We start from the raw sequence: 16,661 nt of genomic DNA, 5'->3' as shown, positions 1-16,661 counted from the left end.
AACTGTAACTACAGTTATAACAAAGTTGGAGACCTCACTAAAGTTAAAGTTTATGACAACTATATCAAAGATTAGAACTCAACTTTAAATACTTCTCATACATATTATAAATAATGTAAGAAATTTATATTTTACAGAACTTTTAAATTGATACTTACAAATAATATAATAAATTATTTATAATAAATATTATGTTAATATGCTAGAGCATAAAAAACTCTATAAGCTAAAAGGACATTAGATGTAGCAGACAATATGAAAACTCAAATTGTGGAGATCAATATCATAGGTACTAAAAAATAAAGGTAAATAAAATGAATTTAAAAGATTTAAAAAAAGAATATAATGAACTCTTAGTAAACTACGAGCCAGATAGAGAAATTAAATTTGTTAATAATATGTCTAAAAATAACGATCCTGATGTAATAGCTTTTCATTATAAGATATTATCAAATAAAGATAATTTAGAAGTATTTAAAGCTATTAGAGCATCATTTAATGATCATGATGAAAGAGCAAAGTACTTTTTATTAGATAAATTAAAAACTGAAACAAATCAAGAACTAAAAGCGGAAACACTATTTATTTTAGGTGCTTGGAAACCTTTAGATGAATGTGATAAGGAAAAAATCAGAAAGGTTGCTATTGAGTTTATTGATAAAAAAGAAAGCTATACAAATGAATATTATGGAATAATTGTCTTAGGTTGGATTGGAGGAAAGAAAGAGATTTCAATACTAGAAAAGGAACTTCTATCTAATGAGAATGATCAGTTACGTTTATATTCTGCTACAGCACTTAGGCAAATTTTTTATAAACAAGCTGATTTAAAAAACGATATTTTAAAATTATATTACACCTCTTTAAAAATAGAAACTGAAGAAAAGATAGTTCAAGCTTTAATTGCATGCATACAAGACTTGGTCGAAAAGAAATTTGGAATAAAAGAATCAATGAGAGGTGTAAAGTCTGGTAATATAGAAAAAGCAAAACCAAAAACATTAAAATTTTTAGAAAAGGAGCTATTATGAAAATATCACTATATGATGAAGAGTTTGATTATAGTTTAGAGGATGAAACTTTATCTTTAGAAAAAGTAATAAAAGAATTTTATGATTTATCTTCTGAAAAAGCTTCATTTTTTCAAATGAAAACAGAAAAAAGTAATACAGTTCAGATTGCATGGGAATATGATGATATATGGTTGATTGATATTCCAATTAAACTAGCAAATGAAGATTTGTTTTCTTTACAAAAGTATGCAAATTATGAAGAATGTATTGATATTATAAGTAGTGTTGATAAAAATAAAAAAATAAAAAATTTATTTAAAGTTTATATTTTAGAATCAACACTTGAAGAAACTATTCATAGTATAAAACCTATTTCAAAGTATAGTTTTGATTTAGAAAACAATGACAATATTGCAATAGAATTTACTTATGATGGATGGGAAAGAGGACTGTTTCTTTACTGGTCATATAAAAATAATCTTTTAATTGAAAAAGTCAACAATATAATATCACTACAAGATTTAGGATTAGAAAATATGAATCAAAGTTCTTTTTATAATATATTAACTAATATTTTCAATATAGAGTTTAATATAGATATTTATAAAAAAGATATTGATTTTATAAATGAATACTTTTTAGTTCCTTTTGAAGACATAAATTATTTTAACGATATTGAAATGTTATTTTCTGATATAAATAATACTTTGAGTATACATCAAGATAAAAATTCATATGAAAAGCTACTAAATATGCTAGATAATCGTTATGGTAGTAAAAAATCTTAATTCTGTATCTTTTATAAATGATTTAGAATCACATCCCTGTGAAAGAATCTCCACTTTTAATAAACTAAAACTGTAACTACAGTTATAACAAAGTTGGAGACCTCACTAAAGTTAAAGTTTATTACAAACTACATTGGAGATTGAAACTACACTTTATAAAAATCTCTCCTAAATCTTATGAATAGTGTAAGAAATTCATATAGGAAAGAGTGAGTGATATATTTATATAAAAGGAAAAAAGATGAGTTTTAGATATACACAAGAATGGGCAAATGAGTTATTACATTTATATAACAAACAATATGACAATACCAGAGAAGAGTTTTACAGAATTAATGAATTGCTTAAAATAGCTGAAGGTACTAATGATGTACGTGTGGTTCGAACATTAATTGAGTGCTTATCCATAGAAATAGAAGGAGTAGATGAAACTGTTAAAAATATTTTAAATACAATAAGCTTCCAAGTATATTATGAAGGATTGTTTTCAAGTTTAAGACTATATATTAAGGCTTGGGGAGAAGAGTTCGGTTTATACTTTTCTTCATGGCTAGATGAATGGTATGCAAGAGAATTAACTCAAGAAGAGTTAGAGACAGTTGTTTTTCCATTGGCTAAAAAATATTTAACTAAAGAAGATATGCAAAATGCCATTAATAATATTGAAGAATCAGATATGTTAGGAGATAGCCCGATAGATGAATTCTACGCATTTTTTAATAAAGAGCTAGATGCAAAATGGACTCCACCACTACAACAAGAGGAAGTTGAACCAATGAGTGAAGAAGAGATGCAACAAAATCATAAAGAAGTACAAAAAAATGCTTGATAAAATGGGCATAAACGTGAAGATTTAAAGAATACTAATGTCAGATAAATTAAAACAATTTTTAGAAAACTTCTCAAAAAAAGGAAATTAAGAATCACACCCCCCAGAATCACACCCACACAGTGAATGAATCTCCACTTTTAATAAACTGAAAACCATAACTACAGTTATAACAAAGTTGGAGACCTCACTAAAGTTAAAGTTTATTACAAACTACATTGGAGATTGAAACTACACTTTATAAAAATCTCTCCTAAATCTTATTAATAGTGTAAGAAATTTATATTTTATAGTACTTTTAAATTGATATTTTCAAATAATATAACAAATTATTTATAATAAATATTATGTTAATATGCTAGTGCATAAAAACTGTAGAAACATACAATCCATATTGTTATACAGGAAGAGAGTTTGACTCTCATGATCTTTACTATTACAGAGCTAGATACTATGACCCTACTTCACATAGGTTTCTTTCAAAAGACCCAATAGAGTTTATGTCTGGGGGTTATAACTTTTGTAAAGAAAAGATTAAAAAAGGGCTTGAAGAGATGGGAAAAGAAGATTATGATAAGTTTCTAAAAAATAAAATAAATGAAAATCAAAATTGTAAATAAAGGAAAAGAATGAAACTAGATGGAAATAATATGATAGAACTTTTAAGTCTACCTGAGTGGGATGAGAAAATAATAGATATGTTAGAAGAGTTTGGAGAAGAAAGACCTGTGTATAACCCTGAACAGTCTTATGTATTTGTTACTTTAAAAGATTATGGCTTGGAAATGATGTTTGAAACTGATTGTCTAACACCAAAACAAAAAGAACATGCAGGAGAAGGGAATCTTTGGCTTAATCAAATTGTATTCAATGATGAAACAACTATTAAGTTACCTTTTAACTTAGAAATAGGTGATAATTATGAAACTATAAGTAAAAAAATAGGTAAAAAAGCTGATTATACAAATAAATATGATGATACAAGATTGACTTGGCTATTGGATGATGGAGAAAAAAAATATTTTTTAGGTTGTAATTTTGATGATCAAAGCTTTAATACATTAAAAAGAATATCATTAACTTTATATGATAAAGAAATCAATTACCGAGGCTTGGTTCCAAATGAATAATAATCCTAAAATAACCCAATACAAAAATAAATTAGAACAACAATACATAGAAGAAAAAGATTGGCTTTATGCTTCTAATTTCTTAGAAAGTGGCTTTATTCAAAGAGGTGCTATATCTGACTTTTTATATGCATATAAAGATGATTTTTCTGAAAATGCTTTTATGTTAGGATTTGATTCACTTGCAGTATATTCATTTGATAGAGCTACATACTTTTTAACTACACAAAATAATAAAGAAAAATTCTTTGAATATTTTTCTTTATATGCATACTATAGTTATCTAACTATTCATGAAACTTCTAAAGGTTGTCAATGTTTACAAGGTATTCCTTATCTTGAAATGCAACGTTCAGCTAACTTCTTTGCTAGTAATATTATAGCTTCGCAATGGGATAAGGTTGAACTGATGGGAAAAGATTTAATTGATTCTTTAAATGCTAAAGCTTGTATTATTAGAAGAGGAAATGCTAGGGCATTACAAGCATGGTTTCTAATTGAACTTTATAGTAAAATATCAGCTTATGAAATAAACAAACGAAGAGCTTTTTATCCAAAAGAGTTTTATCCCTATGATATAGTACTAAAAAACTGGGATACTACAAATTTAAATGAAGTAGATAAATATATCTATATTTTATGTGATGCACATTTAGAAACTACTGGAAGAAATAGTGAAGAAAAGGCGTTATATCTTGAAATACCTATTCTTTTACTTTTCCCTTTTGAAGTTTTAGCATGGCTTAAATTTAGAGAAAAACAAGGCTTAGATAATCCAAAAGAGTTCTCTCATCCACTTATGAATGAACCGACAGTAACAACTGTTTTTGAAAATAAAACTCTAATACAAGAACCAGATAAAGTTCCATTACTTTATGAATTTTTAGAACCTATTTATAAACACTGTCCTGATATAGAAAAAGATTCTAAATTTTTAACTAAGTAAATGAATACTTTTATATAACAATCTTTATATAATATAGTCTTAATAGTATATAGGTCAAAACTTTTTAGTAACAATCCTTGTATGACATGGGCTTGACAAAATAAAATTAGAGTTAATACAATATTTATAAATGTTACTAAAATACTAAAAAATCAAACTTTTTCATATTAATAATAAAATACATTATAAATAAGTATTTATTTAGATAATAATTAGTATTATAATGACTATTATTATTTAACTATCGTTTTGATTAAAATTAATTCTTTAGGATTTAATAAATATGAAAATTAAGGATAAAAATGAAAAAAATATTAGTCTTATTAAGTTTACTACTAAGTATAAGTAGTTTTGCAAATAATGCACAAGTTAGTGAAGTTAAACAAGCTTTAAATACATATATTAATGCAATGAAAGATAAAGATGTTTCTAAAATGATTAATTCTCTTTATGAACCAGTATTTAAACTAATTTCAAAAGAACAATTAACAACATCTTTTGAGCAAATGTATCAAAGTAATAAAACACCTGAAATGAAAAATATAATTGTTAAAAAAATAGAAGATATACAACAATATAAAAATGGTTATTTTACACAAATTGATTACATCGCAGAACTTGAATTAGTTCCTCCTAGTGAGGATAAAGAAAAAATAGAATTGTTTTTAGAAATATTTAAGGCAACTTTACCTAAAAACTCTACTGCAATTTATAATGAAAAAACTTCTAAAATAGAAATTAACCAAAATTCAAAAATATTAGCTATAGATGAAAATAATAAAGGATGGTCATTTGTAGCTGAAAGTTTTATTGAAGATATGAAACAATCAAATCTTATTCCAACAAAAATGATAAACACAATATATCAAACTGATAAAGAACAATAGAACTATCTATATAAATAGAATATTAAGGATTAAATAACATTTTAATCCTTATTTATGTTAGATAAAGATGCACTCCGATTGAATGAATCTCTACTATTGGTAAAAAGAAAAATAGTAGCTACAGTTTAACAAAATATAGACGTTTGAATATACTAGTGACAATTTGATATGCTAAATGCATGAAATTTATATAGAAAAATTAAATAATATATTTATGTAGAAGTTCTTAAAAAGACTGTTAAAATAGACTAAATACAATGAATTATAAAACCCTTAAACTTTATCAATCGATTTTAAATATATACAAACCTATCCTTTTTTATAATAAACTATAAAAAAGGATTTAAAATGACACTTAAAAAAATATTTTTTATGTTTTTGATTTTTTCTACATCTATTTTTGCAAAGGAGAGTTCTATGAGTATATATGATTTTACAGTTAAGGATATTGATGGGAAAGAGGTATCAATGTCTAAATATAAAGACAAAGTTTTATTGATAGTAAATGTAGCTAGTAAGTGTGGGTTTACAGGTCAATATGAAGGTTTGGAAAATCTTTTTGAAAAGTATAAAAATGAAGATTTTATGATTTTAGGTTTCCCTTCAAATCAGTTTGCAAATCAAGAGCCAGGTACTAATGAAGAGATTAAAGAGTTTTGTAGTCTTACATTTGGAGTGAACTTTGATATGTTTTCAAAAGTTGATGTAAATGGTGATGACGCGACACCATTATACAAATATCTAAAAAGCAATTCTCCTGGAGTTTTAGGAACAGAAGCTATTAAATGGAATTTTACAAAGTTCTTAATAGATAAAAATGGTAAAATTATTCAAAGATATGGTTCAGTAACAGAACCAAAAGATATAGAACCAAAAATTGTTGAACTTTTAGGTAAATAAGGACAAATAATAGAAAACTTTTTAAGCACTATTTTGGAGTCATTTAAGTTAATGACAACATGGGAAGCTATAGCTATGATTTTAGCTATAGCTTATTTACTTTTAGCCATTAAACAAAGTTTATGGTGTTGGGTTGCTGCATTTTTCTCTACATTGATTTATTCGATAATATTTTTTGATGTTTCATTACTAATGGATAGTGCTTTAAATATCTATTACTTAGTAATGGCTGTATATGGTTGGTATGTATGGAAGTATGGAAATAATATCAAAACAAAAGAGCTAGAAATCTCTTCTTATGGATTATCTAAAAATATAAAAATCATAACAGTTTTAGCTGGTATCTCTACTATTTTAGGCTTTTTTATGGATAACTATACAAATGCTGATTTTGCATATATTGATTCTTTTACAACTGTATTTGCAATATTTTCAACTTATATGCTAGCCCAAAAGATTATAGAAAACTGGATTTATTGGATTGTTATTGATAGTGTTTCAATTTATATTTATATTCAAAAAGGATTAAATCTAACAGCTATTTTGTTTTTAATATATACTATTTTAGCAATTGTTGCTTATAAAAAATGGAAAAGTGACTATGAACATCAAAGAGCTTGAAAAACTTTCATTATTCACAAATGAAAACCTTGAAAGTATTGAAAAACTTCCTATTCAAGGCTTTTGCAATATAAATTATAAACTTACAACAAATAAAGCTAACTATTTAATAAGAGTATTTAAAGATAATAGTAGTGTAAATATTAGTAGAGACTTTGAGTTTTTTATTCAAAAAAAAGCTTCTCAAATAAATATTGCTTCAAAACCTTTATATATGAATAAAAGTTTTATGATTACTGAGTTTTTAAAAGGAGAGCATAAAGAAACTCTAAAAAAAACTGAACTAAAAAACCTTTTAAAAACTATAAAAAAGCTACATAAAATAAAAGTAAATCAAAGACCATATAAGATTGAAAAAGATTTATCTAACTATAAAAAAATATTAAAAGACAAAGAATCAAAAACTACTATTTTAGAAACTAAAAAAATATTAAAAAAAATAAAAAGATACGATAACTATCTTGTTACAACACACCATGATTTAAATCCCAAAAACATCATATTTTTTAACTCAAAAATCAGATTTATAGATTGGGAATATGCTGGAGTAAATAGTGTATTTTTTGATTTGGCAACTGTTTGTGTAGAGTTTGGTGTTGAGAAAAAGCTACTAAAATATGTATTAAAAAGCTATTTTAAAAAAGTGAAAAAAGAGTATAAATTTTTATTAACTAATTATATAAAAATCTATACAAACATTTGTAAACTTTGGTTTAAAAGTTTACAATAAGTTAACCCTCATATTCATCTTTTAAACTCTCTCTTATCTCTAAAAAATCATCTAAATGTTCAAAAAATATATCTACAAGTTTTGGGTCAAAATGTTTTCCTTTTTCCTCTTTAAAAAGATTAAAAATTCTCTCATCATCCCAAGCTTTTTTATAACATCTATCACTACCTAAAGCATCAAAAACATCAGCCATTGCTGTTATTCTTCCATAGATGTGAATATCTTCACCTTTTAACTTGTTTGGATATCCTGTTCCATCCCACTTTTCATGATGTTCATAAGCTACTGTTGCTGCACATTTTAACAAAGATCTATTTGAGTGTTTTAACATATCATAACCCAATTGAGCATGGGTATCCATGATTTTTCTTTCCTCTTCGTTAAATCTTCCTGGTTTATTTAATACTGAATCAGGAATAGCAACTTTTCCTATATCGTGCATAGGACTTGCTTGTTTTAACATCTCTGCTTCTTTTTTGGGCAATCCATAATATAAAGCAAATACTTTCGAATATTCAGCCACTCTTTTTACATGGTTTCCAGTTTCTTTACTTCTACTTTCTCCAATAGCACCCATAGTAAATACAACTTCTCTTTGAGTCTCTTCTATCTCTTTACTTAAAGCCTCAACCTCTTTAAGTCTTATTTGAAGTTCATCATACTCTTTTTGTTGTCTTTTATCACTTTGAGCCATGATTTTATCATGTCTATTAATATCTTTTATTAACTTATCAGTTGTTTTTTTAAAGCTATCTTGTAATTCGTGAAGTTCTGAAACTAGTTTATTTTCATTTCTAAACATATGATTTCCAATAAATTATTTTTCAATTAAATTAAAATTTAAACCTACGAAATCCTCTTTAAAATCTTCACCAGCTTCTAAAGCACTTTCATTTTCTTCATCATAAATCCAATTTATTTCAATAGACTTGTCATTATTATGTGCTTCTTCTAAAAGGTCAAAAAAATCAAAAAATAGTTTAGAACTACTTGAATTAAAGTAAATTATCTCCATATTTACTATAGTTTTTTTATCCCCATTATTTTCAAAATATTCTTCAACCCACTCTAACATTGGTTTATAAAACTCAAATGTATTTTCAGGATAAGACTTCCCAATAAGTTCAATCAAGCCTTTTTCAACATCAAGTTTTATAGAAGGAGTATATTTTGTTTCCTTGATTATTAAATTTTCCATTAATTACTTCTCCTTATTTGTAACAATTTTTGCTATAAAATGAAAATAAAATTTATCTTTGTTTATTTCCCTAAAACTAAATTTTATTTCATCACTTCTTTTTGCAATTTCATAAAAGCCAATTCCCCCACCTTTGCCATGGGTATCTTTACCACTTCTTCTTAATTCTCTATATCTTTTTTTTACCCCTTCTCTATCTAAATCAATCAACTCTTCTAATTTTGGTTGAATTTTATCTTTATCTTTTTGTGTAATAATATTTTGACTGTGTATAAAATAGTTTTCTTCTAAATCTTTTGTAACAACAATCAATCCTTGTGGATTCAATTTATCACAATCAGCATTTTTTGTTTTTGAATAATTCATCATATTTTGTGTCAATTCAATAAAAATAGTAAAAATATTACTTGCTACACCTAAATTTAAATCACTCTCTTTTGCTTCTTTTTCTAAAGCCTCCATCATTGATGAGATTAATGATTGAGAAAGAAAACCACCATAAGTTAAAAATATAATTCCATCTTCTTCTACAATATCTTGAATCATCTTTATATTCATATCTTAACCTTTTATCTCTTCAATAGATTCTTTTAATTTTTCCATTGAAAAGGGTTTTGTAATAACTTTTTTTATCCCTATTCTATATGCATTAATAATCTCTTTTTTATCTATAATAGAAGTTATTAACATAATTTTTACATTAGGGTTTATTTCAAGTAATCTCTTTGCAGTATCTATTCCATTTAAATTTGGCATTTCTGAATCTAGTGTGACAATAGAAGGCTTTAATAAAATAAATTTATCTATAGCATCTAATCCATCAATTGCTTCTCCTAAAACTATATAATTTAATTCATTTAGGTATGAATTTAATCTTTTCCTTGCAATATTAGAATCATCAACAACTAAAAATTTCATAAGATGCCTTAATTATTTGTTTAAATAATAATTACAAAAATATACTTTAATACAACTTTTGTATAATAAATAATATAACTTTGCAATTACTTTTTATCTACATTATAATATAATTATATACTAAAGGATGAAAATGTTTAGAATAATTCTGTTTTTAACAACTTTTTTTATAATATTACTCAAAGCAGAAGATTCTCTAATCATTGTATATGAAGAGCGTATACCTTATGTAAAAAAAGATTCAAACTCAATAAAAGGCTTAGTTGCTACACCTACAATAGAAGCTTTAAAATACTCCGGAATAAAATATCAATTAAAAGAAAAACCATCCAAAAGACACCTTTATGAAATAAAAGCAAATATAAATAAAATGTGTGCAATTGGCTGGTTTAGAAATATGCAAAGAGAAAAATTTGCAAAGTTCTCTTATCCTTTGTATCAAGATAAACCCTTGGGAATCATCTCAAGAACTGAAAATGAAAATATACTAAAAAATATTTCTATTGATAATTTATTAAAAAACAAAAACTTAAGCTTACTTACCAAAGCTTCTTACTCCTATGGTACATTTTTAGATGAAAAAATAGAAAAGTTCAAGACAAAAAATAAAATAGTTTATACAGATAATAAAAAAATGATTTCAATGATTGCAGCAAAAAGAGCTGATTATATTTTTATTTCAGAAGAGGAAGCAAAAGTTTTATTAGATGATTCACTAAATAAAAGTCTTAAATTTTTTAGGATAAAAAATATCCCAAAAGGAAATAAACGATATCTAATCTGTTCAAAAAATGTTAAAGATAATACTTTAAAACGTATCAATAAATATATAAAGCCTCTTAAATGATATTCAAAATATTTCTTACAATATTTCTATTTGTTACTAGCTCCTTTGCTGTAATTACAAATAAAGATATAGCTAATCAAATTGCCAATCCCTTTTATGTTTTAGATGAAAATGAAGTAATTAATATTTTAAAAAATCATATGGACAAAAATGAACAAATCAACTATATCACTTTATATGATTCTTTGACAAACAAAAGATTCTTGTTTTTATATAAAAATAGAGAACATGAAATAATACAAGAAAATTTTGATGAAGTGTATCTTCAAATAGAGTGTAAAAAAGAGAAATATGAAATCACCTATAAAGATGAGCTTATTGGTAGAATGGAAGTTTGTTCAAAAAAACAAAAGGTTAGTATAGAGTTAACAAAAGAGGAAAAAGAATGGCTAAATAAACATCCTACTGTTAAAGTTCACAATGAATATGATTGGGCACCTTTTAACTTCAATAAAAATGGTTTTCCACTTGGCTATTCTATAGACTATATAAATTTATTATCAAAAATTGCTGGATTTAAAATAGAGTTTGTTACTGGAACTTGGGATGAATCATTAAATAGAGCCTATAATAAAGAAATTGATATTATGATGAATATTGCAAGAACAAAAGATAGGGAAGAAAAGCTCTCTTACGTAAATGTTTATGCAAGAAATGTAAGTTCAATATTAACAAAAGATAATAGAAAAGATATTATAGACATAGAGTCTCTTTTTGGAAAAAAAGTATCTGTTATAAAAGGCTTTGTATATGAAAAATATTTAAAAAACAAATATCCAAAAATAGAAATTATAACCTATGATGACACACTTAGTACTATAAAAGCTGTAGTATATGGAGAAGTTGATGCAACTTTAGGTAAAACGGCAATTCTAAATAATATTATGCATGAAAATGTGATTAAAGGTTTAAAATATACAGCTGATGTAAAAGCTGATGATCCAGAGATGGAAAACTTATATATTGCAGTAAGAAATGATGCACCACAATTACATTCAATAATAACAAAAGCCATGAGAAAAGTCTCTATCCAAGATATAGATAAGCTCAAACTAAAATGGTTTGATGAAAAAAGAAAAATTAATTTTAGTAAAAAAGAATACAATTGGTTAGATAAAAAAACTGTAATAAAATATAGTGAAGTAAACTGGAAACCTTTATCAATTATTGAAAATGGTTCTATGTCAGGAATTATGGGAGATTATTTAAATATAGTATCAGAAGTGTCAGGTATTGAATTTAAATTTGTTCCATCTAGCTCTTGGCCTGATGTACTTGATAAATTTAAAAAAGGGGAAATTGATTTAGTACCTGGAATTGGAGATTCAAAAGAAGAAATACTTTTAGGTTTAGTTTCAAATCGATATGCTTCATATCCTATGGTTATCGTTACAAATGAAAATATTGATTATGTTGAATCTCTGGATAAGATCAAAGATAAAGTGTTTGCTATACCAAAATATTTTACAAGTTATAATTACATAAAAGCTCTATACCCGGATATTAAAATTATAGAAACAAGAAGTATTTTTGAAGCTTTATTAAAAGTATCTAACCATGAAGCTGATGTTTTTATAGGTCATATTGCCCCTGCACTATATAATATCTCAAAAATAGGAAAAGATAATCTTAAACTTGCTGGTCAAACGGGAAAAGACTTTAACCACCACTACCTAATAAATCCTAAAATGCCAGAGTTGCTGTCAATAGTAAATAAAGTTTTTAAAACAATATCAGAAAAAGATAGAGAAAAAATATATAATGGTTGGGTTAAGGTAAAAGTTGAAGAGAATAAAGGTTTTTCCCTTAAAAAAGTTTTATCATATGTTTTACCTATAATTATCATCATTCTAATTATTATAGCTATCATAGTATACTGGAATAAAAAATTAAGACAGCTTGTTGATAAGAAAACAGCAGATATCAAAAATCAAAAAGAACAACTTGAAAATACTTTAACATCTTTAGATAAAAATGTAATCTTTTCAAATACAGATAAAAAAGGAAATATTACAAAAGTAAGTACTGCATTTTGCAATACCTCTGGATATACAATTGAAGAATTAATAGGTCAATCACATAATATAATACGACATCCAGATATGTCACAAAAAATATTTAAACATCTTTGGAAAAATCTAAAAAATGAAAAAATATGGGAAGGTGAAATAAAAAATAAAAGAAAAGATGGCTCAGTATATTGGCTTTTTTCAAAAATAGAACCAGATTATGATAAAAATTCAAAACTTATAGGATATAAGGCTATAAGTCAAGATATTACAAATAAAAAAATCGTAGAAGATTTAAGTAAAAATCTTGAGCTTAAAGTGGAAGAAAGAACTATAGATTTAGAAAATGCGAAAAAAGAGATTGAACTTATTCACCAACAAACTCAAGATAGTATTGAATATGCTTCTTTAATCCAACATGCATTAATCCCAGAAAACTCATCTTTTAAAAAATTTTTTATTGACTATTTTGCAATTTGGAAGCCTAAAGATATTGTTGGTGGAGATATATATTTATTTGAAGAACTAAGAGATGAAGATGAATGTATATTAATGGTTATTGATTGTACAGGGCATGGAGTTCCTGGTGCATTTGTAACTATGTTGGTAAAAGCAATAGAGAGACAAATTATATCAAATATAAAAAATACAGATGAGATTGTTAACCCTGCAAAAATATTATCAATTTTTAATAAAAGTATGAAACATTTATTAAAACAAGAAGATGAAACTTCTATTTCAAATGCTGGCTTTGATGGTGGAATTCTTTATTATAATAAAAAAAATAATATAATGAAATTTGCAGGAGCAGAGACTTCTCTTTTCTATGAAGAGGATGGAGTTTTCACTGTATTAAAAGGGGATAGACAATCTATTGGATATAAAAAATCTGATAAGAATTATCAGTTTACAGAGCATACTATAGAGTTAAACAAAGGTATGCAATTTTATATTTCAACTGATGGATATATAGACCAAAATGGAGGTAAAAAAGGATTTCCATTTGGTAAAAGAAGATTTAAAAAACTTCTTGAAGAAAATTACAAATTACCATTTGCTGACCAACAAGAGATTCTTCTTTATGAAATGATGGAGTATCAAGGTGATTTTGAAAGAAATGATGATATGGCTCTAATAGGATTTAAAATATGAGAAAAGACAATTTAAATAAACAATATGTTGGTAAATTTTTAAAAAAAGATTATGACCATTTTAAAGATGGATTATTTGACCTATTAGAAGACTACAAAAGAAAAAGTGAAAGGCTTGACAAGATTATCAAACAAAGCGATAAGATGCAACTAAGATTATTAGAAGCAAATGAAGAATTAGATGAATATAAAAATAATCTTGAAAAAAAAGTTACTGAAGAGATTGAAAAAAGAGAAAAAAATGAAAAAATTCTACTTGAGCAATCAAAATTTGCAGCTATGGGTGAAATGATTGATGCCATAGCACATCAATGGGCTCAACCTTTAGGAATATTAAATTTGAAATTAAGTATGTTAGATTTAGATTATAAAAGTGGACAAATAGATGATAAATATATTGATGATTTTCAAAAGAAAATGGCTGATGTTATAGAACATATGAATACAACATTAAATGAGTTTAGAACATTTTTTAGACCAAATAAAGAACAATCATATTTTAACACAAGAGAAATGATTGATAAAGTTCTTATGTTTATAAAAGATGAATTTATTAAATATAAAATAGATATTGAAATTCAAGAGATAAATAATTTTGAAATCATGGGGATTGAAAACGAATTTAAACATATTTTATTAAATATCTTAAACAATTCAAAAGATGCCTTTGTTTTAAAAGATATTAAAAATAGAAAAATTATTATAAAAATATATCAAGAAGACAATCTTAACATTTTGGAAATAAGCGATAATGCAGGTGGAATAAAAGAAGATATTATTGATGAAATATTTAAATCTAACTTTACCACAAAAAAAGAGAAAGGTACTGGTATTGGTTTATATATGAGTTGCCAAATTGCAAAGAAAAACAATACTCGTTTAAGTGCTAAAAATATAAAAGATGGAGCAATGTTTACTCTAAAACAAGCCTTGCCAAAATAGTTTTAGTTATTTAAAGGCAATGATACTGTAAACATTGCCCCAGTATATTTGTTTCCATAAAAATCGTATTCAACATTTTCAACTTTTATTTCACCTTTCATACTTTCAGTTACAATTCTATATGACATATAAAGTCCCAAACCTGTTCCATTTGATTCATTTTTTGTTGTAAAATAAGGATCAAAAACTTTATTTATCACATTTTTAGGAATTCCTTTTGCATTGTCTTTTATAATTATTTCTATATTTTTATCGGTTTTATTTGTTTCAATAAATATATATTTTTCTTTTATATTATTCTCTTTTAGGGCATCTTTTGCATTATGAACAATATTTATAAAGACTTGAGTTAATTCATTAGGGAAACCTTTAATAAACTCACTTTGACACTTTAATACTAAATTTATTTGATGAATTTTTAGACTACCTTTTAATATTTCAATATTTTTTTCAATATTTTCTTTTACATCAAAATCTATGGCACTTTTATCACTTTTTACAAAATCCATAAAATCATCAATTGTTTGTGAAAGATATTTTGTACTATTTACTATTCCATCAATTGAATTATGTAGAGTTTCATCGGTTAAAACGCCCAATTCATTTTGAACCCTAATCCCACTAGCACTAGTAGATATTACACTTAAGGGTTGTCTCCATTGATGAGCTATATTTCCAATCATTTCACCCATTGATGCAAGTTTAGATTGATGTAACATCATCTTATCTTTCTTTAAAATATTCAAATATAAACTATCAATCTTTTTTAAAAAATGATTTAACCCCATATTTAACACTATAAAAAGTATTATGATTACTAAAAAAGTAATCATCAAATTCTTTTCAAGCATTTCATCAAACTCTTTTTTAAAAGTTGTTAAATCATAAGATATTAACATTTTTGCAGCAACATTATTTTTATGATCTAAAAGTTTAATAGTATCTATATAATAATCTTTTCCTCTAAACTCTATTTTTGATATTTTTTCATCAAAATTTATTTTTTGCAAGTTATCTCTTATTAATTCACTTCCTCGAACAAAAATAAAATCATTAATTTTATATTTATAATTACTTTCAACTTTTTGCAAAGACAATTCTAATTGTTCATTTTTAACAAAAAGTGATGATTTTATATTAAAAATATTATTCATCTTTTCAATAATATATTCAGGTTCAATTCCAACTTCAACAACACCAATTAATTTATCCTCATAAAATATAGGAGTTACAATTCTATGTGTCATTTTTAATTTGCCAATTTCAAAACCAAATTGTCGTTTTTCAGTAAGTATTGTATCTAGTATGATTTTTCTTTTTTTATTTAGCTTATCTCCAAACATTTCAGGCTTGTGAACTCTTAAAAATGCACTTCCATCAGTCAATCTAAAAGTCATTATCTTAAGATATTTATTGTTTTCACTCATTCTTTTGAAATGTTTTTTTGTATATTTGTATAATAGTTTTCTATCTTTATTTTTTAATGCTAATCTACTCTCTTTATTAAGCATAAAATTTGTTCTTTCTGCAATATTTTTGTCTAATTCATCTATAAAAAGATTAAAAGTATTATTAATATTTTCATTTTGAGTAGTGATGTCATGTTCAATGTGATTTTTTATTAAATGATTTTCATATGAAATAATTACGATACCTGTACTAATTAGAATCATTAAAATTAAAATTAATATTCTATTTTTTATCTTTTTTTCAATACTTAGCATACTTAACTTTTCCTTTAAAAAAATTATT

The 16,661-nt window shown here is 25.1% G+C and carries 16 protein-coding genes and 2 pseudogenes; 13 read left to right on the top strand and 5 right to left on the bottom strand.

Translation table 11 applies throughout. The annotated features are described in order from the left end of the window. The first annotated feature begins 314 nt into the window (after positions 1–314). From ACKU3H_RS08605 to ACKU3H_RS08560, 10 genes and pseudogenes are all read left to right on the top strand, one after another. A complete protein-coding gene (locus ACKU3H_RS08605; protein ID WP_320033436.1) occupies positions 315–1,031 on the top strand; it encodes a HEAT repeat domain-containing protein in 717 nt (238 codons plus the stop codon). Next, the gene (locus ACKU3H_RS08600; protein WP_320033435.1) at positions 1,028–1,801 is read left to right on the top strand and encodes a hypothetical protein; all 774 of its coding nucleotides are present in this window, start codon (positions 1,028–1,030) and stop codon (positions 1,799–1,801) included. The genes ACKU3H_RS08605 and ACKU3H_RS08600 overlap by 4 nt, the downstream gene beginning before the upstream one ends. 241 nt (positions 1,802–2,042) lie before the next feature. Continuing rightward, positions 2,043–2,630 (top strand): hypothetical protein, encoded by a 588-nt coding sequence (locus tag ACKU3H_RS08595; RefSeq protein WP_320033434.1) that lies wholly within the window; start codon positions 2,043–2,045, stop codon positions 2,628–2,630. 365 nt (positions 2,631–2,995) lie between these two features. Beyond that, a pseudogene (locus ACKU3H_RS08590) lies at positions 2,996–3,094 on the top strand (hypothetical protein); the annotation flags it as partial. 165 nt (positions 3,095–3,259) lie between these two features. Continuing rightward, positions 3,260–3,760: a hypothetical protein gene (locus tag ACKU3H_RS08585; protein ID WP_320033433.1), complete on the top strand. Its 501-nt coding sequence runs from the start codon at positions 3,260–3,262 to the stop codon at positions 3,758–3,760. Then, positions 3,753–4,706, top strand: coding sequence for a hypothetical protein (locus ACKU3H_RS08580; protein WP_320033432.1), 954 nt, complete (start codon positions 3,753–3,755; stop codon positions 4,704–4,706). The genes ACKU3H_RS08585 and ACKU3H_RS08580 overlap by 8 nt, the downstream gene beginning before the upstream one ends. A 302-nt stretch (positions 4,707–5,008) precedes the next feature. After that, positions 5,009–5,593: a hypothetical protein gene (locus tag ACKU3H_RS08575; protein ID WP_320033431.1), complete on the top strand. Its 585-nt coding sequence runs from the start codon at positions 5,009–5,011 to the stop codon at positions 5,591–5,593. Between the two features lie 417 nt (positions 5,594–6,010). After that, positions 6,011–6,493 (top strand): glutathione peroxidase, encoded by a 483-nt coding sequence (locus ACKU3H_RS08570; RefSeq protein ID WP_320036473.1) that lies wholly within the window; start codon positions 6,011–6,013, stop codon positions 6,491–6,493. 51 nt (positions 6,494–6,544) lie between these two features. Continuing rightward, on the top strand, positions 6,545–7,114 hold the full coding sequence (pnuC, locus tag ACKU3H_RS08565) for a nicotinamide riboside transporter PnuC (protein WP_320033430.1): 570 nt from the start codon (positions 6,545–6,547) through the stop codon (positions 7,112–7,114). Then, a complete protein-coding gene (locus ACKU3H_RS08560) occupies positions 7,095–7,844 on the top strand; it encodes a phosphotransferase (protein ID WP_320033429.1) in 750 nt (249 codons plus the stop codon). Before pnuC ends, ACKU3H_RS08560 begins: the two co-directional genes overlap by 20 nt. 1 nt (position 7,845) lies before the next feature. Here ACKU3H_RS08560 and ACKU3H_RS08555 read toward each other — a convergent pair. The 4 genes and pseudogenes from ACKU3H_RS08555 to ACKU3H_RS08540 all read right to left on the bottom strand — a co-directional run. After that, positions 7,846–8,466 (bottom strand): annotated as a pseudogene (locus tag ACKU3H_RS08555) (HD-GYP domain-containing protein); the annotation flags it as partial. 195 nt (positions 8,467–8,661) lie between these two features. Next, positions 8,662–9,042 carry a DUF1987 domain-containing protein gene (locus ACKU3H_RS08550; RefSeq protein WP_320033428.1) on the bottom strand — a complete coding sequence of 127 codons (381 nt, stop codon included), beginning with the start codon at positions 9,040–9,042 and terminating at the stop codon, positions 8,662–8,664. A 3-nt stretch (positions 9,043–9,045) separates the two neighbouring features. After that, positions 9,046–9,600, bottom strand: a complete 555-nt coding sequence (locus tag ACKU3H_RS08545) for a SiaB family protein kinase (protein ID WP_320033427.1) — start codon at positions 9,598–9,600, stop codon at positions 9,046–9,048. Positions 9,601–9,603: 3 nt separating this feature from the next. Beyond that, positions 9,604–9,960 carry a response regulator gene (locus tag ACKU3H_RS08540; RefSeq protein WP_320033426.1) on the bottom strand — a complete coding sequence of 119 codons (357 nt, stop codon included), beginning with the start codon at positions 9,958–9,960 and terminating at the stop codon, positions 9,604–9,606. A gap of 133 nt (positions 9,961–10,093) precedes the next feature. Between ACKU3H_RS08540 and ACKU3H_RS08535 the strand changes: the two genes are divergently transcribed. From ACKU3H_RS08535 to ACKU3H_RS08525, 3 genes are read left to right on the top strand one after another with little or no spacing between them, the layout of a single operon-like run. After that, on the top strand, positions 10,094–10,807 hold the full coding sequence (locus tag ACKU3H_RS08535; RefSeq protein WP_320033425.1) for a transporter substrate-binding domain-containing protein: 714 nt from the start codon (positions 10,094–10,096) through the stop codon (positions 10,805–10,807). Then, positions 10,804–13,968, top strand: coding sequence for a transporter substrate-binding domain-containing protein (locus ACKU3H_RS08530; RefSeq protein WP_320033424.1), 3,165 nt, complete (start codon positions 10,804–10,806; stop codon positions 13,966–13,968). Before ACKU3H_RS08535 ends, ACKU3H_RS08530 begins: the two co-directional genes overlap by 4 nt. Beyond that, complete coding sequence (locus tag ACKU3H_RS08525) at positions 13,965–14,909, top strand: HAMP domain-containing sensor histidine kinase (RefSeq protein WP_320033423.1); 945 nt, start codon at positions 13,965–13,967, stop codon at positions 14,907–14,909. The genes ACKU3H_RS08530 and ACKU3H_RS08525 overlap by 4 nt, the downstream gene beginning before the upstream one ends. A 2-nt stretch (positions 14,910–14,911) precedes the next feature. Here the strand turns inward: ACKU3H_RS08525 and ACKU3H_RS08520 are convergent, their stop codons facing one another. Next, on the bottom strand, positions 14,912–16,633 hold the full coding sequence (locus tag ACKU3H_RS08520) for an ATP-binding protein (RefSeq protein ID WP_320033422.1): 1,722 nt from the start codon (positions 16,631–16,633) through the stop codon (positions 14,912–14,914). Positions 16,634–16,661 lie beyond the last annotated feature (28 nt).

The organism is Halarcobacter sp., from assembly GCF_963675975.1.
Lineage (GTDB): Bacteria > Campylobacterota > Campylobacteria > Campylobacterales > Arcobacteraceae > Halarcobacter.
Note: the sequence above shows the minus strand (reverse complement) of the source record. Positions and strands in the feature narration are given on the sequence as shown.

Bases quoted from the DNA above. Each gene is read 5' to 3' on its own strand.
- ACKU3H_RS08535 (WP_320033425.1), top strand. From the start codon at position 10,094: ATGTTTAGAATAATTCTGTTTTTAACAACTTTTTTTATAATATTACTC.
- ACKU3H_RS08585 (WP_320033433.1), top strand. From the start codon at position 3,260: ATGAAACTAGATGGAAATAATATGATAGAACTTTTAAGTCTACCTGAG.
- ACKU3H_RS08560 (WP_320033429.1), top strand. From the start codon at position 7,095: ATGAACATCAAAGAGCTTGAAAAACTTTCATTATTCACAAATGAAAAC.
- ACKU3H_RS08545 (WP_320033427.1), bottom strand. From the start codon at position 9,600: ATGAATATAAAGATGATTCAAGATATTGTAGAAGAAGATGGAATTATA.
- ACKU3H_RS08520 (WP_320033422.1), bottom strand. From the start codon at position 16,633: ATGCTAAGTATTGAAAAAAAGATAAAAAATAGAATATTAATTTTAATT.
- ACKU3H_RS08570 (WP_320036473.1), top strand. From the start codon at position 6,011: ATGAGTATATATGATTTTACAGTTAAGGATATTGATGGGAAAGAGGTA.
- pnuC (WP_320033430.1), top strand. From the start codon at position 6,545: ATGACAACATGGGAAGCTATAGCTATGATTTTAGCTATAGCTTATTTA.
- ACKU3H_RS08580 (WP_320033432.1), top strand. From the start codon at position 3,753: ATGAATAATAATCCTAAAATAACCCAATACAAAAATAAATTAGAACAA.
- ACKU3H_RS08550 (WP_320033428.1), bottom strand. From the start codon at position 9,042: ATGGAAAATTTAATAATCAAGGAAACAAAATATACTCCTTCTATAAAA.
- ACKU3H_RS08530 (WP_320033424.1), top strand. From the start codon at position 10,804: ATGATATTCAAAATATTTCTTACAATATTTCTATTTGTTACTAGCTCC.
- ACKU3H_RS08540 (WP_320033426.1), bottom strand. From the start codon at position 9,960: ATGAAATTTTTAGTTGTTGATGATTCTAATATTGCAAGGAAAAGATTA.
- ACKU3H_RS08525 (WP_320033423.1), top strand. From the start codon at position 13,965: ATGAGAAAAGACAATTTAAATAAACAATATGTTGGTAAATTTTTAAAA.
- ACKU3H_RS08595 (WP_320033434.1), top strand. From the start codon at position 2,043: ATGAGTTTTAGATATACACAAGAATGGGCAAATGAGTTATTACATTTA.
- ACKU3H_RS08605 (WP_320033436.1), top strand. From the start codon at position 315: ATGAATTTAAAAGATTTAAAAAAAGAATATAATGAACTCTTAGTAAAC.
- ACKU3H_RS08575 (WP_320033431.1), top strand. From the start codon at position 5,009: ATGAAAAAAATATTAGTCTTATTAAGTTTACTACTAAGTATAAGTAGT.
- ACKU3H_RS08600 (WP_320033435.1), top strand. From the start codon at position 1,028: ATGAAAATATCACTATATGATGAAGAGTTTGATTATAGTTTAGAGGAT.